The organism is Rhizobium sp. BK376 (genome assembly GCF_004341625.1).
GTDB lineage: Bacteria > Pseudomonadota > Alphaproteobacteria > Rhizobiales > Rhizobiaceae > Rhizobium.
Genome location: NZ_SLZG01000006.1, coordinates 78,701 through 99,904, shown reverse-complemented (window position 1 = coordinate 99,904; position 21,204 = coordinate 78,701). Strand labels below are relative to the sequence as shown.

Genomic DNA, 21,204 nt, shown 5'->3' with positions numbered 1-21,204 from the left:
AGGCAATGCGAACGCTTGCTATATCTCTCGCGATATCCTCAGCGCTTTATCGTCGATGCTCTGGCACCCGACGTGGACCACAGATAAGTGTGATTATGAGCAAGATAATCGTTATCGGCAGCGTCAATCACGACCGGGTCTGGACGTTGAACGGGCCGCTCAGGTCCGGCAGCCGTCTGTCCTATGCCAAGCGCACGGTCATGATCGGCGGTGGCGGATTTTATACTGCAAGCCAGCTTTTGCGCCTCGGCGAAGAGGTGGTGATCGTCACCAGGTTGATGGATGATGAACTCGGCCATGCAGCGCTCAAAGAACTCGGGACCATGGGCTTCGATGTCCGCTTCGTCGCGATGCATTCCGGTGAGACGGCGCTGGCTGAAATCCTCCTTGAACCAAACGGTGAGCGCACAATCATTGCCGATGCCGGTCGGCCAGGAATAGCTCTTTCAGCGCGTGAAAGGATCGCGGGAAATGCGGCCTATATCAATGCCTTGCTTCTCGACGAGACATTGCTTTCCAGTCTTGATCATATTCCTTTGGTCATATCGCAACTTCCGCTTCGTCCGGCAGTGTCTCGTCCGGCGGATATCGTCATTACGTCGAGGACGGATGTCGCCGGCAAGGAGATGGATGCCATCTGGAGGCAGGCTCAAGAAATCGCCGGAACCCGTTTGCGGACGCTAGTATTGACCGACGGACCTCGTCCTATTTCGCTCTACGATGGACAAAGCCTCACACACGTCGAACCGCCAACCAAGATCGACGTCGACAACACGCTCGGCGCCGGCGATAGCTTCGCCGGATGCTTCGTTTCAGAGTTGCTTCGCGGCAAAGATCTTGCCGCTGCCGCCGCCGAAGCGAGCCGGCTCACTGCTGAATGGCTGAGCCAGAGAGACGCTTCCGCCTGACGCGCGTATCAGGGGCCGGCGCCGAAAAAGGCGAGCCGGGTCAGCAGCGTATATTGCGATTCCGATACCATCAGCGCCACGAAGACCAACACAATGATTGGGGGGAGGAGGATGGCATATATCAGCGCCAGCCGCTCCCATGCCATATGCATGAAAATCGCGACGATGAGCCCGGCTTTCATGATCATGAACACAATGATCAGGAACCATCTCGGGTAACCCTGGATGCCGAGATAATCGACGAGGTAGGAGCATGTGCTGAGGACGAAGAGCAGGGCCCATACCACGAGATAGAGCTTTATCGGGTGATGCTGGTCTGCTTGTGCGTGCGGCTGCGACATGGTGCTCTCCTCACCAGAGATAGAAGAACGCGAAAATAAAGACCCAGACCAGATCGACGAAGTGCCAGTAGAGCCCGGTGATCTCCACCACTTCGTAATTGCCTTTCCGGCTGGTGAAGAAGCCACGCCTCTGCTGTTCGAAATCTCCGCGCCAGACTTTCCGGGCAATGACGAGGAGGAAGATCACGCCGATCGTGACGTGGGTGCCATGAAAGCCGGTGATCATGAAGAAGGACGAGCCGAACTGCGCGGCTCCCCAGGGATTCTCCCAGGGACGGACGCCTTCGCGGATCAATTTGGTCCATTCGAAGGCCTGCATGGACACGAAGGTCGCGCCAAGGGCGGCGGTCGCGAGCATCAACGCGGCGGTCTTGCGCCGGTCATGACGGTAGCCAAAATTGACGGCCATGGCCATTGTTCCGCTGCTGCTGATGAGAACGAATGTCATGATGGCGATCAATATCAGGGGAACTTGGGTACCCCCGATCGTCAGGGCAAAGACCTCGCTTGGATTGGGCCACGGAACGACGGTCGACATCCGCGCCGTCATGTAGGCAAGCAGAAAACAGCCGAAGACAAAGGTGTCGCTGAGAAGGAAGATCCACATCATGGCCTTACCCCAGGAGACGTTCTTGAACGCCCGCTGATCCGAGGACAGATCGGCCGCGACGCCCTGCAGTCCCTGGGGGCGGGGAAGGGGCGTGTCAGTCTGTGTCTCCAGTGATTGCTCCATCATCGAAACTCCTCAGGTGACCAATTGGCGGCAGAGATCGGCGAAGCTGTTGGCCCATCCGGCAAAAAGCGCGAACATGACGAGCCAGATGATGAGCATGACATGCCAATAGGTGGCGCACAGGTCCACGCTGAGACGCATCTTCGACCATGTGAGAATGCTTCGGGCGCGGACCGTCGCGCGTCCCAGCACGAAAAGCCCGCCGATGATGTGCAGGCCATGAATTCCGGTGATCATGTAAAAGAAGCTGTTTGCGGGGTTATCGGCAAGCACATAGCCAGCCGACACGAGCTGCCACCACACGAGAAGCTGGCCGAGAAGGAACAGAAAACCCGTTCCGAACGCCATAGCCAACGCGGTGTTGAGGGTCTCGCCGCGGCTGAGCCTGGCCTCGGCTTTCGCCCATTCCATCGATGCGCCGTTAACCAGGAGAACTGCCGTGTTGACCCATAGCAAACGCGGCACGGGCATTCCCCACCAGTCGGCGCTGCCCATGCGTGTAAGGTAGGCGCTGATAAGCAGGGTAAACAGCGCACAGACGACAGCGAGAAAAATGCCAAGACCGATCTTGGCGGTCGGTAAAGGGGATCGCTGGATATCGGGCAAATCGCCAGCACGCTCGGTCTCCAGCCAGGGTTTGGACGTCAGCCGCTGTCTTGCCAGCCACCAGCCGACGATGCCAAAGATGCCCGCGAGGAAGACGAGGATCGCGCTCATGACGCGGCACCCCTTGCCGTTGCGCTTGAAGGTGGCTGGTTCTGCGGTATGAAGTCCTCGGGCGCACCCGGAACGCTGTAGTCGTAAGGCCAGCGATAGACGATGGGCAGCTCCTTGCCCCAGTTTCCGTGAACGGGCGGCGTTTGCGGCGTCTGCCATTCCAGCGTCGTCGCGCACCAGGGGTTGCCGCCGGATGCTTTGCCCCGGAACAGGCTCCAGCCCAGATTGAACAGGAACAATATTTGTGCCGCGCCGACGATCAGGGCGGCAACCGTAATGAACTCGTTCAGCGTATGCGCCGATGGCGGAATGAAGGCGGTCTCGCCCAGTTCGTAATAGCGGCGGGGCACGCCCAGCAGGCCGAGATAGTGCATGGGAAAGAAGATTGCATAGGCGCCGAGGAAGGTGATCCAATAGTGGATATGGCCCATCGTCACATTCAGCATGCGACCCGTCACTTTGGGATACCAGTGATGGATCGCGCCGAACACGACCATGATCGGCGCCACGCCCATGACCATGTGGAAATGCGCGACGACGAACATCGTGTCTGATAGCGGCACGTCGACGACGACATTGCCGAGAAAGAGCCCGGTGAGGCCTCCATTGACGAAGGTGACGATGAAGGCGAGTGCGAAGAGCATCGGCAGCGTCAGATGGATATCGCCGCGCCAGAGGGTGAGCACCCAGTTATAGACCTTGATCGCAGTCGGGATCGCTATGATTAGGGTGGTGGTCGCAAAAAAGAACCCAAAGTTCGGATTCATGCCGCTGACATACATATGGTGCGCCCAGACAATGAAGCTTAGCGCCGCAATGATGAGGATCGCCCAGACCATCATCCGGTAACCGAAAATATTCTTGCGGGCATGGGTGCTGATCAGATCGGAAACGATGCCGAAAGCGGGCAGGGCGACGATGTACACTTCGGGATGTCCGAAGAACCAGAACAGGTGCTGGAAGAGAATGGGACTGCCGCCACCCTGCTTCAACTGTTCGCCCATTTCGACAATTGCGGGCATGAAGAAACTGGTGCCCAGCAGCCGGTCGAACAGCATCATCACGGCGGCGACGAAGAGTGCCGGGAAGGCAAGGAGCGCCATGACTGTTGCGGTGAATATGCCCCACACGGTCAAGGGCATGCGCATCAGCGTCATACCGCGGGCGCGCCCCTGAAGCACTGTGACAACATAGTTCAGGCCGCCCATGGTGAAGCCGATGATGAACAGGATCAGCGAGGAAAGCATCAGAATGATGCCCCAGTCGCGTCCGCCGGGCGTGCCGGATAAAAGCGCCTGCGGCGGATAGAGCGTCCAGCCGGCGCCCGTCGGTCCGCCGGGCGCGAAGAAGCCGGCGACAAGCACCAGTACAGCCAGCAGATAGAGCCAATAGCTCAGCATGTTCGCATAGGGAAAGACCATGTCGCGCGCGCCGAGCATCAGCGGGATGAGATAGTTGCCGAACCCGCCAAGAAACAGCGCCGTCAGCAGATAGATCACCATGATCATGCCGTGCATGGTGATGAACTGATAATAATGTTCCGCATCAATAAAGGAGAAAGAGCCTGGAAATCCGAGCTGCAGCCGCATCAGCCAGGACAGAACCAGCGCCACCATGCCGATCGCAATGGCGGTCATGGCATATTGGATGGCGATGATCTTGGCATCCTGGCTGAAGACATATTTCGTCCACCAGCTCTTCGGGTGATAAAGTTCCACATCCTCAACTTCGGCAGGTGGGATCGCTTCCCCAACGCCCGATCGAATGTCGACCATGCTGCATCCTCCCTATTCCCTACGGCACGCCTTTCATTTCTGACCGCCTCATCCTCACTTCGACGGCAGATTTTCTATTGATGCTAAGGATTGCGAAAATGTCGGCTGTTGCTGCAGCCAGGTCCGGTAGGCGTCGTCGTCATCGATGACCACCGTTCCGCGCATTTGCGGATGACCGACGCCGCACAGCTCTGCGCAGAGAACTTCGAACGTTCCCGTTCGCGTCGGCGTGAACCAATAGTAGGTGACGGTGCCGGGGATCATGTCCATCTTGGCCCGAAATTCGGGAACGTAGAAATCATGGAGAACGTCGATCGAGCGCAGCAGAACCTCGACCGGCTTGCCGATTGGCAGATGCAACTCGCCTCCTGAAATGACGACGTCATCGAGGGAAGCCGGATCATTTCGGTCAACACCAAGCGGATTGTCGGACGTGACGTTGCGCGTCTCTGCCCGACCGAGCCGGCCATCCGCCCCCGGCAAGCGGAAGCTCCACTGCCATTGCTGACCGACGACTTCCACCTTGCTGGCATTGGCAGGGACGGTAACGAACTGGCTCCATACGAAAAGGCCGGGCGTCAGCATTGCCGAGACACCAAGCGCGGTTCCGCCGGCAAGCCACCACTCCAAGCGCTTGTTTTCGGGTTGATAGGCAGCCGTTGATCCCGGCCGATGCCTGAAGCGCCAGACGCAATAGGCCATGAAGGATATGACCGCCGCGAATACGAAGCCGGTAATCCAGAATGTTATGACGATGGTATTGTCGATGTAGCTCCAGTTCGACGCTATCGGTGTCCACCACCACGGACTAAGCAGGTGGAAGACGATTGATCCCACCACGACAAGTACAAGAATCAGCACGACAATCATGCGCTGCCCCCTGACCGCGACCCGGCGGTGGACATATCCACAATCTGTCGGAGAAGCTTATTAGTATTATCTCACACAAAGCCTGAGCGGACAATTAGGGGATGAAAACAGTCCGGCAGCGAAGCTCGCGGGATTTCGCCCTCTATTTGGAATATTGCTTCAGATAGGCGATGAGATTGGTGATCTCGGTATCATCCTTCAGGCCGACGAAGGTCATCTTCGTTCCCTTAACCTTAGTCTTGGGATCATGAAGGTAATCGCGTAGCTCCGTATCACTCCATACCAGTCCGCCCTTGCCTGCCTGTTGCATTGCCGGCGAATAGCTGAAGTCGGGGTGAGTGCCGGCCGTCCTGCCGAATAAGCCGTTCAGTGATGGCCCGATCTTGTTCTTGTCCGTATCGGCAATATGGCAGATGGCGCATTTCTTGAAGACGACGGCACCGGCTGAAACATCTCCTTCCTGAGCCACCGCGCAGTAAGGCGAAAGACTTACAATAAACAGGCTGATCAAAGCAAAACGGTTCCACATGGCAACTCTCCTCTCCAAAAGGCTGCCCTGAACGAAGCTGAATTCCATTTTATACATGAAAGACGAGTATAATTCCATTCACCGTTTAACAGACGGCGCGATATGGTGCGTTGCGAAAACAGGACCGGCATCTCTTTCGAGAACGAGCCGCCGTTCTATTCAATTTTTACTGAAGGTGGACATTGCGCGGGGAGGAACAGGCGGGACTTGCGACCGCGCATTTCGCAGTCGCAAGTCCGATTTTTCAGGAAGCGCAGCTCTTCCTATATCGGAGATCACTCGGCGACGCGCTCCATTTTCCCGACCAGGAAAATGTATGAAAACGCCGCGATGATCGCCAGCAAGGAACACATTGCTAATGCTGCCCCGAAACCGCCTGCCTGGACGAGATAGCCGATCGCGATCGGGATGATCACGCCGGAGAGCCCGCCGAAGAGGTTGAAGACCCCGCCGGTCAGGCCGATCAGGCGCTCCGGAGCAAGAGCGGAGACAGAGAAACAGAATGATGAGTTCCGGAGCATCGACGAATTGCGCGCCAATGATCAGCACCGATAGGGCGATGCCGACAAGGACTGGAATTTTGCGCGAAGCACCGAGCGTAAAGCCCCGACGAAGCAGAGCGTCGGAAAAGAAACCGGACACGAGCACCCCCGCGAACCCGGCGAGAAACGGTATCGATGCGGCCTTGATGAAATCAAGGTGTCGATATTGAACCAGATAGGTCGGAAACCAGGTCAGGAAAAAATTCGCTGATGCCAGGTAGCAGAACTGGCCGATATAGATGCCCCAGAGCTTCTTGCGACTGAGTACGATGGCAAGATCGTGCCAGGAAAAGGCATCGCGCTTGGACTGCTGTGCGGCAAGGCGCGTGCTGAGGTCAGGAATGCCGCCGCCCTCGGCGATAAGATCGCGTTCGGCCTGATTGGTGCCGCGAAAGCGATCCGGATCACGATAGACAAGTGCCCATATCGCAGCGACCGCAAGGCCAAGCACGCCGGTGAAGACGAAGACCGACCGCCAGCCGTAGCCAGCCTCCATCCAGACCAATAGCGGCGTGAGAAAGCCAAGTCCGACATATTGGGCCGAGGTGTAGATGCCGATCGTGCTGGCGCGCTCCCGCTCCGGAAACCAGGTGGTCACGATACGGTTGTTCATGATGTATGCCGACCATGCCCTTTGATTCCATGCGCTGAGCGTTGCTCTTCTGCGGATTGGTCCAGTCGTCGGCGGCCGCATCGAAGGTGCCGTTGACGACGCCGACGACGCCGAGTTCATGGCTGCCGGAGAAAGGCGTCTTGGAGAAGAAGGTGGAAGGATCGATGCCTGATTTCTTCATGAAGTAGAGCGGCACGGCATAGCCGGAGGTCGAGTTCGGGTCGGCCCAGGCAAGTACCTTGCCCTTCAGGTCGTCGATCTTCTGGTACGGGCTGTCAGCCTTGACGACGATGACCGAGTGATAGCCGGTCGAGCCGAAATTGTCTTCGCTGGTGGCAACGGCGGTGATGTTGTTGCCCATGACCTTGCGACCGAGCGCGTAGTTCGCGGCGCCGATCGTGGCGAACTGGATCTTGTTGGAGTGCAGCGCTTCGAAGACGGCGGCGTAGTCCGTGCCCCAGATGACATGGACGGGAACGCCGAGCTTCTTCGTCATATAGGCAGCGAAGGCATCGTAGCGGGCAACCGCATCGCGCTCGTTTTCCGAGCTCGAAATGCCGAAATTGAGTTCCTTGAACTGGTCATGCCAATCGGCTTTAGCAGGAACGGCGCCGATCATCAGGGCGCCGGCCAGGAATGCCGCGACCGTGGCGCGGCGGGTGATATTGGACGTCATTGAAAAACTCCATACATTTTAATATTTTACTGGACATATGACGGGCGGGTGCCCGTCAAGCTGTGGCGAGCGGTTCCGTCCAGACCGGGTGGGTCTGGGGACGCCCGAATTGACCGGAGGTGAGACGTTCGTCGACCGGTGCGCCGCCATCCTCTCCATAGATCCGTTGCAATATGTCGTTGGTCAGAGCTTCCGGCGCTCCGTCGAAGACGACGGAGCCCTTGGCGAGACCGATGATGCGGGTGCAATAGGTGCGGGCGGCATCGAGCGTGTGCAGATTGCAGATGACGGTGATGCCGTCTTCGCGATTGATCGTCTTCAGTGCCTCCATGACGAGACGCGCATTGTGCGGGTCGAGCGAAGCGATCGGCTCGTCGGCAAGAACGATGTCAGGCATCTGCACGAGCGCGCGGGCGATCGCTACACGCTGTTGCTGGCCACCGGACAGCGTATCGGCGCGCTGCAGGGCGTGCGGGAGCAGGTTGAGGCGATCGAGCGCCTTGGCCGCCATCGTACGCTCCTCAGCGGAAAACTGCTTGAAGAGGATCGGCAGGGTTCCGCTTGACGCAACGCGGCCGACGAGCACGTTGGTGAGCACGTCGAGGCGGTTCACCAGATTGAATTGCTGGAAGATCATGGCGCAGCGCGCACGCCACAGCCGAAGATCCCGACCCCTCAATTCGCTCACGCGCTTGCCGTCGAATTCGATCGTGCCTTCGCTCGGATCGATCAACCGATTGATAATCCGCAGCAATGTCGATTTGCCCGCGCCCGAGCGTCCGATGACGCCGATGATTTGACCCTTGTCTATGTCGAGATCGATACCGTTGACCGCTATAGATGAGCCAAAACGTTTCGTTACAGCGCTGAGTTTCAGCATGCTGTCTCCAATCCTATCGTACCTATCACCAAGAAGATTCGCGCGAGAAGCGAACATATATGCTTGGTGGTATGATCATAAAAATGTTTTATTCTGCAAAAATACAGGTTCTTATTTCGGATGGGTCCGTTTGTACATCCTGATGTGTTATCTTATACTTAGAAACGTGACATTTGTATTACGCGTTGGATTTTTGGATGCCGTGCGACGCATCGGCAGGCGCCTGCGCAGGCGTCGTATCGGCGCTTTAGCAGGACAAACTATCTTTAGAGGAGGGTTTTTTGAGCGGAAGTCGGCGCTGTTGCGCAGCCTGGCAGCCCATCTGATTTGGGCTTTGTCTCGGCTTCATGGCGCGTGACAACGCGCGAGAAGTCCATCATGGCTCGGATGGACTTCTCGCAATCTCGGATCCCGATCGCAGCCGGGTATGATCGCTTTGCGGAGCGTTATGCGGCGGCTACGCGTCGCGATGGGTTACCGCTTGACTGCCCGGCGAACACTGTAGGCGAGGATCGCGAGACAACCGACCAGGAGGAGAAGACCGCCGATCAGCGGAGGCAATGCAGCCAGCTTGATTGCGGCTGTTACGGCCAAAATCAGGATCACTGCCAATGCGGCAAGGCTGCCGTCATCGATGAACATGCCGATCAGTTCGGAAATTGCGATACGAATGACACTCATTTGGCGGCCTTTGCTGTAGATGTCTGGCTGGCGTTGCGCATGCTGCGGATGATGGCGTAGGACGCAGCGGCCACGACGGCGAAGATTGCGATGAGGGCGAGATCGGCACCTGGCCAATCCGCTCCCAATCCTTCTCCCGTCCAGAAAATCCCGAAACTCGTCAGCATGAGACCGACAACGAATTTCAGCGTGTTCTCGGGCACTGTCGCAAGCGGACGGTGGACCAAAAGGCCGATCAGCATGACGAGGATGAAAGCGGCCAAAGCACCGAGGCTGGCATAGAAGGTCAGGCCATGGGCGCCGCCGACCGCGATGACGATAAATACGACCTCGACCCCTTCGAGCAGCACTGCCTTGAACGAGGCAAGGCCGGCAAGATAGTCCGCGCGGCTATGCCCCGCCTGCTGCCGCAAGGCGGCCGTCTCTTTCGAAAAGGCGGCATCCTCATCGTGGAGCGCAATGACGCCGAGTGAACGCAAGATCGCTTTGCGCAGCCAGCGCATGCCGAACAGGATCAGCAGAACGCCGACGACGAATTGCAGCGTGGTTATCGGCACCAATGCCAGCAGCGGGCCGAAAACAACCACCAGCGCGGCAAGCACGGCGAGCGCAAGAGCCGCTCCCGTCAGTGCCGGGCGCCAGCTTCTGGTGATCCCGACGGCAAGGACGATGGTGAAGGCTTCGACCACTTCGACGAAGGAGCCGAGAAAGGACGCCGTGACGGTCGATAGAATGGGGGTGAGATTGTTCAATGCAATGGTCCTGGATTCAACTGAAAGACGTTAAGCGGCGAGCACGACGCAGCGTTCGGGCGGGAGGGAGAAGGTCAGCGGCGCTCCAGCGGGCATCGCCTGCGGCCAATCGAGCTTGATGCGGTGCGGCCCGATATCGAGTATCAGACGCCAGCAACGTCCCTGAAACGCCGAGGACTGAACGATACCCTGAACGCTGTTGTCAGGGAAGGCATCGCGGGGGCGAGCGTCTTCGGGGCGAACGACCAGAAGCGCATTGCCATTGTGGGCGCCGGATGTCCGCAACGGTTCGTTCGACGCATTCTCGATCTTGAACTGGCCGTTGCTGGCCTGACCGGGCACGATCGAAAAGCCGCCGATGAAGCTTGCCACGAAGGCATCAGCGGGTGTCTCATAAATGGCCTGAGGTGTGTCGAGCTGGGCAATGACCCCTGATCGCATGACCGCGATGCGGTCGGACACCGCCATGGCCTCCGCCTGATCGTGGGTGACATAAACGGCCGTGATCGCTTCCCGGCGCACCAGCTCCATCATTTCGACGCGCATATCTTCCCGCAGGGCTGCATCGAGATTGCTGAGAGGTTCGTCAAACAGCATCAGTGCCGGCCGCGCCGCCAGGCAGCGAGCGATGGCAACACGCTGCTGCTGGCCGCCGGAAAGCTCGGCCGGATAGCGATTGCGATAGGGGGCAAGCCGCGTAACCTCCAATGCATGCTCCGCCCGCATCGTCTGCTCGGTGTCGGACAGCCGCTGCGATTGAAGGCCGAAGGTCAGGTTCTGCGAAACGGTCATGTGCGGCCAGAGCGCATAATCCTGGAAGACCATGCCGACGCGGCGCTTTTCCGGGGGAACGACTGATCTGTCGCTCCAGACAACGGTGTCGTCGAATTTCACCAGGCCGCTATCGGGATTGATCAGGCCGGCGATGATCCGCAACAATGTTGTCTTGCCCGAGCCGCTGGCTCCAAGCAATGAGACGACTTCACCCGCATTGATCTTCAGATGCAGGTTGCGAAGAACCGGCGCGCCCCCAAGGCTCTTGTTGATGCCGACGCAATCCAGGGAAGCGGTCATGAGTGGCTCCTTCCGGCGATGAGGCGATGGTTCTGCGGTTGAAAGCGCCGCGCGACCATCCAGATCAACGAAGCGCTGCCGCCGGCAAAGATCATGGCGAGCAGCGCGATCGCGCATGCAAGCCCGTCCTGGTCGTGGCTGAACAATTTAAGAATGAGCGTCGGCGCGACCGGGCCGTTGAGCGGTATGAGCATCTGTGACATCGGCAGCTCGAATACGGTGCGAATGAACGTCAGCAGGAAAGCCGTCACCGTGCTCAGGAAGATCAACGGCACCGTTATTGCCCGCAGGCGACGAAATGCACCAACCCCCTGCAGGCGGGCCGCATCGGTCAGGCTCGGGGCGAGCTGGCCGATGGCCGACAGGATCACGACGAGACAATAGGGCAACGCCGCAGCGACATAACCGGTCACGAGCAGCGAGCCGTCGCCATAGTGCGGGAAAGGCCAATCCCGAAAGCCGGGCAGCCGGTTCCAGACGAGTATGTAGCCGAAGCCGAGTACAATGCCGGGGATGGCAACGGCGCCGAGCGACAGGCCGACGGCGATCGTTCGCATCACGGAATTGGCTTTGTCCAGTCGCACACAGAGGAGAAGGGCCAGGCAAGTCGAGATTGCCGCCGCCAGACCTGCGTATCCGAGGCTGCGCAATAGTCCCGCATGCGCTGGCGTGTCCGAAGCCAAGGCAGCACGGACATTTTCCAACGTGAAATTATCCCAGCTGAGCCCAAGACCCAGGGTCTGGCTTAGCGCGCGTATCGAAACGGCAATAATCGGCAAGAACAGTGCAAGGAAGACGACCGCCAGGCCTGCCCCGGCAGCGAGCCATCGAAAGGCGCCGAGCTCGTAACGACGAACAGGCCGGCCGCGCCCTGTGATCAGGCGTGGGTCCGCCCTGCGTCGCAAAAGACGATCGGCCATGACGACCAGAAGAACCAATGTCAGAAGGATAAGCGCCTGCGCCCCGGCGGATGCAAAGTCGACGGGGTAGTCGCTGGTTGCGGAATATATCCCATAGGTCAGGACGCCGAAATTCGAGGTCCTGGCGATGGTTGACGCCAGGCCGAAATCCGACAGGACTTCCGCGAAGGTGGCGATAATGCTGAGGGCGATCGCCGGTGCCAGCAAAGGACCATTAACCCTAAGCCATATCGTGGAGGGCGACGCGCCCGCGAGCCGTGCGGCGTCTTCGAGTTCACTGCCGAGCCCGGTCAGAGCACTTGATATGATGAAGCTGGCGAGCGGGAAGAGACCGAGCGTATGAACGAAAACAAGACCCGCGATACTGAAAAAAGCTTCGCTCCATCCTGAGGGCAGCAAGCCGATTTGCACAAGGTAGCCGCCGGGCGACATCAGCAAGACCCATGCAAGCGCCTTCAGATAGGAGGGCGTCAGGAACACCAGCCAGGGCGCGGCGCCGATGAGCCCACGCAAGGGGATATTGCATCGCTGGATGAGAACCGCAAACGCGCCGCCAAGTGCGGTGGTCGTGATCGCGACAGTTGCGGCAAGCTCCAGCGAATTCAGGATCGATTGCACGATGCGCGGCGAGGCAAAGGCTCTTTCCAGCGGTCCGAGGCTGAAAACCGCACTCGCAGCCTGGATATCGAACAGTTTCGGCATGATCGCCTGGACCAGCACGAGGGATAGCGGAAGCCCGACCAGCAACAGGAAGACGGTATAGATCGCAACGGGCGCGGCAAGCCCGCCGATCCGAGCGAATATCCGCCCCGGCAAAAGCCGCCCGATGCCGGCGCCGCGAACTGATGTCGCGGCGCTTCCGAAGTTCTGGAGAACTGTCATCTTTGACACTGTTCAATCACGGGACAAAGTGATCCTTATACCATTGCTTCCATTCCGCCTCGTGGCTGGAAGCCACCTTGTCGTCCAGCTTGATGAAGGCGATGTCTGCCGGACGGCCCGGCTTGCCCTTGACGCCGACGATTAGCGGCATGAAGTAGAAATCCGTATCCTTGCCATCCTGCATCGCAGCCTGGCCCTCGGCGCTCGTCACGAAATCGATGAACTTGCGGGCCGCGTCCATATGCTGCGTCTTGGCGCTGATGCCCAGGCCCTGCGGCAGTGCGATCGAGCCTTCGCTCGGATAGACCGCCTTGACCGGTTCGCCGCTGGCAATCTTGGAGAAAATCGCGCTGTCCTGATTGATGCCGACCGAAGCCTTTCCGGTCAGAACCGCAGCATTGACCTTGCCGCCGCTCGACAGGCCGGATTGAGACTTGTTGGTCAGGACTTTGGCCAGAAGATCCTTGCCCGTATCGAGACCGTTGGTCTGGAAGAACCCTGCCAGCCACTGATAGGCGGGGCCGGAAAGATTTGGATCCTTGGCGGCGACTTCGCCCGCGAAATTCTTCAAGTCAGCCCAGGACTTGGGGGTCTTGTCGTCTGCAACCTTCTTGGTGTTGACTTCGATCGCCGTGGTGCTGGCGCCGGTCGGAAGGAAAGCATGGCTCGTCGGTATCAGCGACTTGCCGAAATCCGTGAAGGCTGCCTTGTCGATGAGGTCGGCGGGAACCGGCTGCAGAATATGATCTGCTGCCATGCGCTCCATGACCGCCGATCCGTCGAGCCAGACGATATCGAATTGCGGGTTGTCACCCTCGGCTGCAATCTTGCCCAATACTTCGCCGGTGCTGCCGGGCTCGACAACGTCAACCTTCAGTCCGGTCTTGGCTTCGAATGCCTTTGCGACCTTGCCGCTGAAATCCAGCGCATCGTAAAGTACGAGATCAGCCGAAAATGCCGGGGCCGAGAACGACGTAATCGCCGCGCTCAACGCAAGCATAGTGATAGATTTATTTAGCATCTCCGCTCTCCATTACTTAAATTTTCAGGATTATGACAATTTTATACTAAAACATTACTTTAAACTATTTGTGTCAGTTCGGTGTTTTCTGAAGCTTTTTCTTCCTGGTTCCTCTTTTGGCCCAGGCCTTGTCGATGGAACCACGCAAAGCACTCAGTCGATCAAGGCTGTCGAAGGCTGCCTCAGGAGATCGTCCGGCAAGGGCAATGATCATGGCCTCGAGGAGCACCATGGTGCCGCCATGCATGGCGAGATGGTCGGCCTTGCCGCGAGGGACAGGCAGGATCTCCGCGACCTTATCGGCGACGAAGGGGCCGAGATTGTCGCTGATCAGGACAACAGGCAAGGAGAGGCGGCCGGCGACCTCAAGCACGACCTCGACCTCACGATAAAGAGGCGCGTAGGCCATCATCAAAATCGCGTCATCCGGGCCAAGGTTCAACAGATGGTCCGCGAGCGCTATGCCTGGGGAGGAAAGCGCATTGGTCGGAAGGCCAATTCGGTTGAACTGCAGAGTGGCGTAGTCCGCCATCGAACCCGAAGGGCCGATGCCAAAGACATGGCGGCGCTTGGCCTTTGCCAATATGTCGACGGCGCGCTCGAAGCCTTCGGCGATACTCGGCCGCCGCAGGACATCGAGAACACTCTCATGAATTCCGATGACATGCTGTAGCGCGCCGCCGCCGTCTCCATGCGTTGCAGCCAATGTTCGAGCCAGGCGATTTCCAGGCGATGCGCTGCCGGTCAGCTCCGACAGGAGTGCTGCGCGAAGTGTGGAGAGACTTTCGAAGCCAAGTGCTCGCGCGGTACGCACGACTGTCGCATCGCTTACGCCCGCAAGCTCCGCGATCTGCGCGGCAGATCCCAGAAGTGCCGCCTGCTTCTGATCGATGAAAAACTGTGCGACCCGCTGCTCCGCTGGCTTCAGTTCGCTCATCACGCTGTGCACGCGCTGTTCGAATGTCGTTGCCTGCCGCTCGGTGTTGTCGACCACGCTCAAATTCCTGTCTGTAGTATCTGCTACCAAGATCACAATTAGGTAGTAAATATTGCATGCGCATGACAGCCGGGCGAATGGCATCACAAAACCGACACCATTCTCAAGCGGCGAGCGACCGAGGTTTTGATCTGATAGTGCGGAACCATCCGCCCGATTGCTGACAGGCACCTGAAAATGTGCCTACGCGATAGAGCCGCACCACTATCTCGGGCTGGTGGGGGCAGGAATCGACGTCTTCCGTCGGCCACGAAATTTGTTAGCCCATGTCATATTTCTTGCGTCGAAAAATCATAGCTTGGGTCGCAGATCTTAACGACGTCAATACCTTATCGACCCCGGTCAGATGACTTGGGCCGCTGCAGATGGATTGTGCCAAACAGGGTTTCCGATAGCGCTTCGTCACGCCGCAGAATTTGAGCTGCTGCATCCGAGCGAACGGGAACGACGCTGGGTTGAATCGGCAGCGATGGCATTCGGACTGGCATGATAATCAAAATCCATTGATTAGAGGAGAATATCGTGGACGAGATGACCAACGTCGATGCAGTGCAGAAGCATCTTCAACTTCACGATTTCAACTCGGTTCCCTTCGTCGGGCGCGCCGATGCGATGTTTGAGCGCCATCTGCTATCCGACGCCCTGGTGGTGCCAGAGACTGCCTACAAGCGGCAGCACTTCGAGGCCGTGGCGCGATCCGTGCGCGACATCCTGGCGCAGCGCTGGATCAAGACCCAGCAGACCTACGATCAGGAAAATCCCAAGCGCGTCTACTACATGTCGATGGAATTCCTGATCGGCCGATCGCTGACCAACAACCTCGTAAACCTTATGCTCCATCCCTTCATCGAGCAAACCGCCCTGCAGAACAATCTGGATTGGTTGGGGCTGATGGAACAGGAGCCCGATGCCGGGCTTGGCAATGGTGGCCTCGGACGGCTGGCGGCATGTTTCCTCGATTCGATGGCGACGATGGAACTCCCGGCGATGGGTTACGGGCTGCGCTACGAGTACGGCATGTTTCGGCAATCGATCGAGGGTGGCTGGCAGCGCGAACAGCCGGATAACTGGCTGCGCCGCCAGGACCCATGGGAGATTTCACGCCGCAGTGAAGCCGTCGAGATCAAGCTGGGCTGCACCTTCGAGATGCATCAGGGCAATCTGCGGATTGTCGGCAATCGCCCCTCGACATTGATCGGCGTCCCCTATGACCGGCCGATCATGGGTTTCGGCGCAAAGACCATCAACAGCCTGCGGTTCTGGAGCGCCACCGCTCCGGATTCTTTCGACTTCCAGGAATTCAGCTCCGGGGACTTCGTTGGCGCGCTGGTTGGCAGCATTGCAGCCCAAACGCTGACCCGTGTCCTTTATCCTGATGATTCCACCGAGATGGGGCAGGGGCTGCGCTTTGCGCAGAAGTATTTCCTGGTCGCCTGCTCGCTGGCCGACCTCGTCCGTCGCTTCCGCCGCGACAACGTCGATTGGAACCGGCTGCCGGAAAAGATCGCCATCCAGCTCAACGATACCCATCCCGCCCTGGCAGTGCCCGAACTGATGCGCATCCTCCTCGATGAAGCGCAGCTTGGCTGGGAACATGCGTGGGACCTTACGCGGCGCACGCTTGCCTACACCAACCATACGCTGCTGCCCGAAGCCCTCGAGAAATGGCCGTTGCACTATTTCCAGCAGATGCTGCCACGTCAGCTTGAGATTATCTACGAGATCAACAGGCGCTTCCTCGACGACGTGCGCAACCGCTATCCCGGCGATGAGGCAATTGTCGAGCGGGTAAGTTTGATCCAGGAGGGCGCGGAAGACAAAGTTCGCATGGCCAATCTGGCCATTGTCGGCTCGCACAGCACCAACGGGGTTGCGGCTATCCATTCAGGCCTGCTGCGCACGACCACGGTCCGCGACCTCGCCGACATATTCCCGCAGCGCTTCAACAACAAGACGAACGGCGTCACGCCGCGTCGGTGGTTGCTGCTTGCCAATCCGGACCTGTCGCGCGTCATCTCCGACGCAATCGGCGATGGCTGGATGACCGATTTCGAAAAGATCGCCGCGTTGAAGCCAATCGCCGAAGACGCGGCATTCCGCAATGCCTTCCTGAAGGCAAAACGCGATTCAAAGGCAAAGTTCGCAGACTGGCTGCAGCAAACCTCTGGTCAGTCGGTCGATCCCGACAGCATATTCGATTGCCATATCAAGCGGATACATGAATACAAGCGGCAGCTGCTGAATGCGCTGAGGGTCATCGTGCTCTACAACAGACTGCGCGAGAACCCGCAACTCGATGTCACGCCCCGCACTTTCTTCTTTGCGGGCAAGGCAGCGCCGGCCTACAAAGTGGCAAAGCAGATCATCAAGTTCGTCAACAACCTTGCGATCAAGATCGACAGCGATCCCGTCATCCGCGACAGGATCAAGGTCGTCTTCCTCCCGGAATATTGCGTTTCGCTCGCCGAGCGGCTGATCCCCGCCGCCGACGTCTCCAACCAGATCTCGACAGCGGGCTTCGAAGCCAGCGGCACCAGCAACATGAAGTTCATGATGAATGGCGCGCTCACCATCGGAACGCGGGATGGCGCGACGATCGAGATGGCGGAAGAGGCGGGAGAAGAAAACTTCTACCTGTTCGGCCTGACGGCTGACCAGGTCGCCGAAAGCCGTGGCTGGTACAATCCGTACTGGCACTATGAAAACGAGCCGGAGACGCGACAGGCTCTGGACCTGATTGCCAGCGGCTATTTCAATGAGGACGAGCGAGGCGCGTTCACCTCACTGCACGACGTTCTGTTGAAGAACGGCGATCGCTACATGCACCTTGCGGATCTTACTTCCTATCTGGAGGCAGATCAGGCGCTCTTTGAACTCTACGGGGATCGCAATGCATGGGCGCGGAAGGCGATCCTGAATGTCGCAGGCTCCGGGAAGTTCTCGAGCGACCGTGCAATCGCGCAATACGCTTCCGAAATCTGGCAGGTAAAGCCCTGCCCGGTGCGCTGACATCTCGGTGCGATATAGTCGCTTAGCGGCTAAATCCGGAGCCGTTGACCTGCGGTAAGAATTGAAACTGCGCGTGATCCGCCCGTTGGGGGATCACGCGCAGAAAGGCCTTGTCGCAGGCGCTTACGAGGGTAGCGGTTTCCCGGCCTGTTCCTTCACAATGTACTCGGCGTACCAATCTGGCCAGTTCTCATCATGCTGGCCGCCGGTTCGTTTTTCGTGTTCGCCATGCGCGGTCGCAGCACGCCGGAGAGCCGATGCAAGCTCAGGCGAGGAGGTAAAGGTCGTGATCTCCGTATCCACACGTCCGGGCAATCGCTCGGTCACCTCCTGAAGCAACCAGCCGTTGCCATCAGGATCGGTGAAGGTGGCGTAGGAGCGATAGCTGCGCCGCTGAGGATCCCGGCCGCTGACCGCCGGCTGTCCAGGACCCTCACGGTGAAAGACTTCGCTGACATTAGCGCCGCGAGCGACGAGTTCTGCACGCGCGGTCTCGATGTCTGATACGACCAGATAGAGCCCGCTCGCCGAGCCGGGTGCGGCAGTCGTTAGCCCGATGCCGAAGTGTATCGATGCCGGCGAACCCGGCGGCGTGAACTGCACCACCCGGAACGCATCGCCGACCGGGAAGTCGGCGTCCAGCCGCCAACCCAGCCCATCGTAAAATCGCTTGGCGCGATCGACGTCCGAGACAGGGATCAAGACGACCTCGAGCTTCAGATCAACGGTTTGCACGCCTCTGCTGACGGTAGCTGTCATGGGTTCTCTCCTTGTGACTGGTAGCTGAAGGCGCGGGGCGCCCCTTCTTGTCTCAACTCGACTGACGCAACGACTTGAACGATCCCCGTGTCCCGGGGTGAAGACCTGCATTGTTCCCGGCCGTTTTATCGCGGCGGGTAATCGTGGACGAGCTTCAGAAACGCCCTCCGCCCGGAATTGCGATGCTTCATATGGTTCATCGGGAAAGGCACTGACGGCAGCAGATATCAACATAATCTTCCGAGCAAAAAAGGCGAGGTTGTTCCCTCTAAATGCTGGCCACCGAAGACGCGCGATCAATGATAACTGCATGATGCATGGCGCAACGCCTGAGAAGCTGACATCGCAGCTCGAACCATTATGATATTTTGGGGAACGTTTTGATCCATCCAACATCCAACTGGGTGATCGGAGCACCACGATGTCGATGAAGCCCATAAATGCACATCCAGCCTTGTCAAAGAATGACGCCGGCGAAAGCGACCTCATTCTCGCGGCGCTCGCAAACGATCCCAATGCCTTTCGAGCGATCATGCGTCGCCACAATCAAAGACTGTTCCGCATCGCGAGAGGGGTCGTTCGCGATGACAGCATTGCCGAGGATGTCGTTCAGGAGGCCTATCTGCTGGCATTCAGGCATCTCAAGGAGTTCCGCGGGCAATCATCGCTGTCGACATGGCTGCACAGGATCGTTCTCAACGAAGCGCTTGGCCGTGTCCGTCAATCGGCGCGACGCCGCGAGATTGCCATTCCGACAGACGGAAGCGGCGCACAGATCCTGAATTTCCCAAGCAATTCGTCCCTGGACGATCCGGAAAAGACAATGGCACAACGGCAGATCCTGCGTCTTGTGGAAGAGGCAACCGATGAATTGCCGGACGAGTTCCGGCTGGTTTTCATTGCCCGCGTGATCGAGGGAATGAGCGTTGAGGAGACGGCTGAACTTCTCGGCATCAGGCCGGAAACTGTCAGGACGCGATTGCACCGCGCAAGAAAACTGCTGCGACAGCATCTGGACCAGCGCATCGGACCGGTCCTGCTCGATGCCTTCCCTTTTGCGGGACGGCGTTGCGAGCGGCTGACAGAAGCCGTGATGAGCCGGCTCGGCCTAAAAGATTAGAGCGCGCAATTTCCTCAGGAAAACTCGCTGAATTGGGAACGTTTTCGACGCTTCGGCATCCAATGATGGTCGATAACGGCCCGGCAGCAAAAGCCGGCCAAGCAGGAGCCAAACCTATGTCTGTTCGATTGAGCGCAGCAATCGCCGTCATCTGCTTTCTGAGCCCAGCGGCTTATGCAGCCAGCCCAACCCCCACCGATCCAGAGATAGCGCATATAGCCTACACGGCCGGTGCCATCGACATCGAGGCTGCAAAGCAGGCGCTGAAGGTCTCCAAGAACAAGGAAGTCGTTGATTTCGCAAAGGACATGCTGCGCGACCATGAGGCCGTCAACACCCTGGCGCTCGATCTCGTCAAGAAGCTCAAGGTAACGCCCAAAGACAATGACACGAGCCGTTCCCTAACGAAGGCCGCCGCCGCCGAGCGGGAAAAGCTCGCCAAGCTTAAGGGCGCTGCCTTCGACAAGGCCTATGTCGAAAACGAGGTTGCCTATCACAAGCAGGTCAATGGCGCGCTTGAAACGCTGCTCATCCCTTCAGCTAAGAATGCGGAACTGAAGGATCTGCTGGAGACGGGTCTGAAGGTCTTCCAGGGGCATGAACAGCATGCCGAACACGTCGCAGCCATGCTGAAATAGGACCATCGCAATGCAAATGAAGCGCCTCTTTTTCTCGGCGCTGAGTGGGGCGGCCATCATCATGGCCTCCTTTCCAGCCCAGGCGGCCACGATCGAAATCACGATCGAGAAGCTCACATTCAACCCGCCCGCCGTCGATGCGAAGATCGGCGATACGATCGAGTGGGTGAACAAAGACATCATGGTGCATACGGCAACCGCTGACGGGCGCTTCGACGTGATGATCCCGGCCCATAAATCCGCGTCCTTCACCGTCACGAAAAGTGGGGCCTTTGACTACTATTGCCGGTTCCATCCCAATATGCGCGCCCGGCTGAATGTCGCGGCGAACTAGTCCTCGCGGACCGACTGCAATGCCGTCAGAATCTGGATCAGCCGTGGCGCCATGTCGCGAATCTCGGTCAAGTGGATGGAACTGAGCTTACGTAGGACCCGCTCTGCATGCTCCGTGAGGCGAAGAGCCTGACGGCGCTTGTCGATCGGATCGGGTTGGCGGGTAACGTAGTCTGCAGCGACCAGCCTGCCCACCAATTCCGTTGCCGTATGGGGGGCGATCAACAGCCGTTCCGCAAGGATGCCGATCGTCATCGGTTCTGTCGCCGAATGCGCCTTGATGGCAAGCAAGGCCTGATGCTGCTGTGTCGGCAAGCCCTCCTGCTGGGCCGCCGAGGTGCTGAAATCCAGGAATTGTCTGAGCGTATAGCGCAGATTTGCCAGGGCCTCGTAGTCAGCGGGGGTCAGTGCTTCATCTCTATCCTTCAAAATTC

Annotated in this window: 21 protein-coding genes and 1 pseudogene; 5 read left to right on the top strand and 17 right to left on the bottom strand. The window is 58.5% G+C overall.

Going from position 1 to position 21,204, the window contains the following annotated elements:
- Positions 1–95 precede the first annotated feature (95 nt).
- Positions 96–908 carry a PfkB family carbohydrate kinase gene (locus EV561_RS16830; RefSeq protein WP_132523448.1) on the top strand — a complete coding sequence of 271 codons (813 nt, stop codon included), beginning with the start codon at positions 96–98 and terminating at the stop codon, positions 906–908.
- Between the two features lie 8 nt (positions 909–916).
- On the opposite strand, the gene EV561_RS16825 is transcribed toward EV561_RS16830, so the two are convergent.
- From EV561_RS16825 to EV561_RS16755, 15 genes and pseudogenes are all read right to left on the bottom strand, one after another.
- Entirely contained in the window at positions 917–1,249 is a 333-nt protein-coding gene (locus EV561_RS16825; protein ID WP_132523447.1) for a cytochrome C oxidase subunit IV family protein, read from the bottom strand.
- Between the two features lie 10 nt (positions 1,250–1,259).
- Positions 1,260–1,982: a heme-copper oxidase subunit III family protein gene (locus EV561_RS16820; protein ID WP_132523679.1), complete on the bottom strand. Its 723-nt coding sequence runs from the start codon at positions 1,980–1,982 to the stop codon at positions 1,260–1,262.
- Between the two features lie 12 nt (positions 1,983–1,994).
- Positions 1,995–2,699 carry a cytochrome c oxidase subunit 3 gene (locus tag EV561_RS16815; protein WP_132523446.1) on the bottom strand — a complete coding sequence of 235 codons (705 nt, stop codon included), beginning with the start codon at positions 2,697–2,699 and terminating at the stop codon, positions 1,995–1,997.
- Positions 2,696–4,474 (bottom strand): cbb3-type cytochrome c oxidase subunit I, encoded by a 1,779-nt coding sequence (locus EV561_RS16810; protein ID WP_132523445.1) that lies wholly within the window; start codon positions 4,472–4,474, stop codon positions 2,696–2,698. The genes EV561_RS16815 and EV561_RS16810 overlap by 4 nt, the downstream gene beginning before the upstream one ends.
- Positions 4,475–4,528: 54 nt before the next feature.
- Entirely contained in the window at positions 4,529–5,344 is an 816-nt protein-coding gene (locus EV561_RS16805) for a cytochrome c oxidase subunit II (protein ID WP_132523444.1), read from the bottom strand.
- Between the two features lie 142 nt (positions 5,345–5,486).
- On the bottom strand, positions 5,487–5,873 hold the full coding sequence (locus EV561_RS16800) for a cytochrome c family protein (protein ID WP_132523678.1): 387 nt from the start codon (positions 5,871–5,873) through the stop codon (positions 5,487–5,489).
- A gap of 159 nt (positions 5,874–6,032) precedes the next feature.
- A complete protein-coding gene (locus tag EV561_RS16795; protein ID WP_207910549.1) occupies positions 6,033–7,028 on the bottom strand; it encodes an MFS transporter in 996 nt (331 codons plus the stop codon).
- A 34-nt stretch (positions 7,029–7,062) separates the two neighbouring features.
- Positions 7,063–7,704, bottom strand: a pseudogene (gene phnD, locus EV561_RS37900) (phosphate/phosphite/phosphonate ABC transporter substrate-binding protein); the annotation flags it as partial.
- 55 nt (positions 7,705–7,759) lie between these two features.
- A complete protein-coding gene (gene phnC, locus EV561_RS16785) occupies positions 7,760–8,584 on the bottom strand; it encodes a phosphonate ABC transporter ATP-binding protein (protein ID WP_132523442.1) in 825 nt (274 codons plus the stop codon).
- A gap of 474 nt (positions 8,585–9,058) precedes the next feature.
- Positions 9,059–9,265 carry a hypothetical protein gene (locus EV561_RS16780; protein ID WP_132523441.1) on the bottom strand — a complete coding sequence of 69 codons (207 nt, stop codon included), beginning with the start codon at positions 9,263–9,265 and terminating at the stop codon, positions 9,059–9,061.
- Positions 9,262–10,017: a COG4280 domain-containing protein gene (locus EV561_RS16775; protein WP_132523440.1), complete on the bottom strand. Its 756-nt coding sequence runs from the start codon at positions 10,015–10,017 to the stop codon at positions 9,262–9,264. The genes EV561_RS16780 and EV561_RS16775 overlap by 4 nt, the downstream gene beginning before the upstream one ends.
- 30 nt (positions 10,018–10,047) lie before the next feature.
- The gene (locus tag EV561_RS16770; RefSeq protein ID WP_165927827.1) at positions 10,048–11,091 is read right to left on the bottom strand and encodes an ABC transporter ATP-binding protein; all 1,044 of its coding nucleotides are present in this window, start codon (positions 11,089–11,091) and stop codon (positions 10,048–10,050) included.
- Positions 11,088–12,893, bottom strand: a complete 1,806-nt coding sequence (locus tag EV561_RS16765) for an ABC transporter permease subunit (protein WP_132523438.1) — start codon at positions 12,891–12,893, stop codon at positions 11,088–11,090. The genes EV561_RS16770 and EV561_RS16765 overlap by 4 nt, the downstream gene beginning before the upstream one ends.
- A 16-nt stretch (positions 12,894–12,909) precedes the next feature.
- Positions 12,910–13,914, bottom strand: a complete 1,005-nt coding sequence (locus EV561_RS16760) for an extracellular solute-binding protein (protein WP_132523437.1) — start codon at positions 13,912–13,914, stop codon at positions 12,910–12,912.
- A gap of 73 nt (positions 13,915–13,987) precedes the next feature.
- Positions 13,988–14,908 (bottom strand): MurR/RpiR family transcriptional regulator, encoded by a 921-nt coding sequence (locus tag EV561_RS16755; RefSeq protein ID WP_245512696.1) that lies wholly within the window; start codon positions 14,906–14,908, stop codon positions 13,988–13,990.
- A 534-nt stretch (positions 14,909–15,442) separates the two neighbouring features.
- Here EV561_RS16755 and EV561_RS16750 point away from each other — a divergent pair.
- Positions 15,443–17,920, top strand: coding sequence for a glycogen/starch/alpha-glucan phosphorylase (locus EV561_RS16750; RefSeq protein WP_132523676.1), 2,478 nt, complete (start codon positions 15,443–15,445; stop codon positions 17,918–17,920).
- Positions 17,921–18,043: 123 nt separating this feature from the next.
- Here EV561_RS16750 and EV561_RS16745 read toward each other — a convergent pair whose 3' ends face one another.
- Positions 18,044–18,679 carry a VOC family protein gene (locus tag EV561_RS16745; protein WP_132523436.1) on the bottom strand — a complete coding sequence of 212 codons (636 nt, stop codon included), beginning with the start codon at positions 18,677–18,679 and terminating at the stop codon, positions 18,044–18,046.
- 427 nt (positions 18,680–19,106) lie between these two features.
- Here EV561_RS16745 and EV561_RS16740 point away from each other — a divergent pair, with 427 nt between their 5' ends.
- From EV561_RS16740 to EV561_RS16730, 3 genes are all read left to right on the top strand, one after another.
- On the top strand, positions 19,107–19,799 hold the full coding sequence (locus EV561_RS16740) for an RNA polymerase sigma factor (protein ID WP_245512714.1): 693 nt from the start codon (positions 19,107–19,109) through the stop codon (positions 19,797–19,799).
- A 116-nt stretch (positions 19,800–19,915) separates the two neighbouring features.
- Positions 19,916–20,437 (top strand): DUF4142 domain-containing protein, encoded by a 522-nt coding sequence (locus tag EV561_RS16735; RefSeq protein WP_132523434.1) that lies wholly within the window; start codon positions 19,916–19,918, stop codon positions 20,435–20,437.
- A 10-nt stretch (positions 20,438–20,447) separates the two neighbouring features.
- Complete coding sequence (locus EV561_RS16730; RefSeq protein ID WP_132523433.1) at positions 20,448–20,771, top strand: cupredoxin family copper-binding protein; 324 nt, start codon at positions 20,448–20,450, stop codon at positions 20,769–20,771.
- Here EV561_RS16730 and EV561_RS16725 read toward each other — a convergent pair.
- Entirely contained in the window at positions 20,768–21,202 is a 435-nt protein-coding gene (locus EV561_RS16725) for a helix-turn-helix domain-containing protein (RefSeq protein WP_245512713.1), read from the bottom strand. The genes EV561_RS16730 and EV561_RS16725 overlap by 4 nt on opposite strands.
- Positions 21,203–21,204 lie beyond the last annotated feature (2 nt).

What these genes read in the sequence shown, in the direction of transcription:
- EV561_RS16830 (WP_132523448.1), top strand. Translation starts at nt 96, where the DNA reads ATGAGCAAGATAATCGTTATCGGCAGCGTCAATCACGACCGGGTCTGG.
- EV561_RS16825 (WP_132523447.1), bottom strand. Translation starts at nt 1,249, where the DNA reads ATGTCGCAGCCGCACGCACAAGCAGACCAGCATCACCCGATAAAGCTC.
- EV561_RS16820 (WP_132523679.1), bottom strand. Translation starts at nt 1,982, where the DNA reads ATGGAGCAATCACTGGAGACACAGACTGACACGCCCCTTCCCCGCCCC.
- EV561_RS16815 (WP_132523446.1), bottom strand. Translation starts at nt 2,699, where the DNA reads ATGAGCGCGATCCTCGTCTTCCTCGCGGGCATCTTTGGCATCGTCGGC.
- EV561_RS16810 (WP_132523445.1), bottom strand. Translation starts at nt 4,474, where the DNA reads ATGGTCGACATTCGATCGGGCGTTGGGGAAGCGATCCCACCTGCCGAA.
- EV561_RS16805 (WP_132523444.1), bottom strand. Translation starts at nt 5,344, where the DNA reads ATGATTGTCGTGCTGATTCTTGTACTTGTCGTGGTGGGATCAATCGTC.
- EV561_RS16800 (WP_132523678.1), bottom strand. Translation starts at nt 5,873, where the DNA reads ATGTGGAACCGTTTTGCTTTGATCAGCCTGTTTATTGTAAGTCTTTCG.
- EV561_RS16795 (WP_207910549.1), bottom strand. Translation starts at nt 7,028, where the DNA reads ATGAACAACCGTATCGTGACCACCTGGTTTCCGGAGCGGGAGCGCGCC.
- phnC (WP_132523442.1), bottom strand. Translation starts at nt 8,584, where the DNA reads ATGCTGAAACTCAGCGCTGTAACGAAACGTTTTGGCTCATCTATAGCG.
- EV561_RS16780 (WP_132523441.1), bottom strand. Translation starts at nt 9,265, where the DNA reads ATGAGTGTCATTCGTATCGCAATTTCCGAACTGATCGGCATGTTCATC.
- EV561_RS16770 (WP_165927827.1), bottom strand. Translation starts at nt 11,091, where the DNA reads ATGACCGCTTCCCTGGATTGCGTCGGCATCAACAAGAGCCTTGGGGGC.
- EV561_RS16765 (WP_132523438.1), bottom strand. Translation starts at nt 12,893, where the DNA reads ATGACAGTTCTCCAGAACTTCGGAAGCGCCGCGACATCAGTTCGCGGC.
- EV561_RS16760 (WP_132523437.1), bottom strand. Translation starts at nt 13,914, where the DNA reads ATGCTAAATAAATCTATCACTATGCTTGCGTTGAGCGCGGCGATTACG.
- EV561_RS16750 (WP_132523676.1), top strand. Translation starts at nt 15,443, where the DNA reads ATGACCAACGTCGATGCAGTGCAGAAGCATCTTCAACTTCACGATTTC.
- EV561_RS16745 (WP_132523436.1), bottom strand. Translation starts at nt 18,679, where the DNA reads ATGACAGCTACCGTCAGCAGAGGCGTGCAAACCGTTGATCTGAAGCTC.
- EV561_RS16740 (WP_245512714.1), top strand. Translation starts at nt 19,107, where the DNA reads ATGAAGCCCATAAATGCACATCCAGCCTTGTCAAAGAATGACGCCGGC.
- EV561_RS16735 (WP_132523434.1), top strand. Translation starts at nt 19,916, where the DNA reads ATGTCTGTTCGATTGAGCGCAGCAATCGCCGTCATCTGCTTTCTGAGC.
- EV561_RS16730 (WP_132523433.1), top strand. Translation starts at nt 20,448, where the DNA reads ATGCAAATGAAGCGCCTCTTTTTCTCGGCGCTGAGTGGGGCGGCCATC.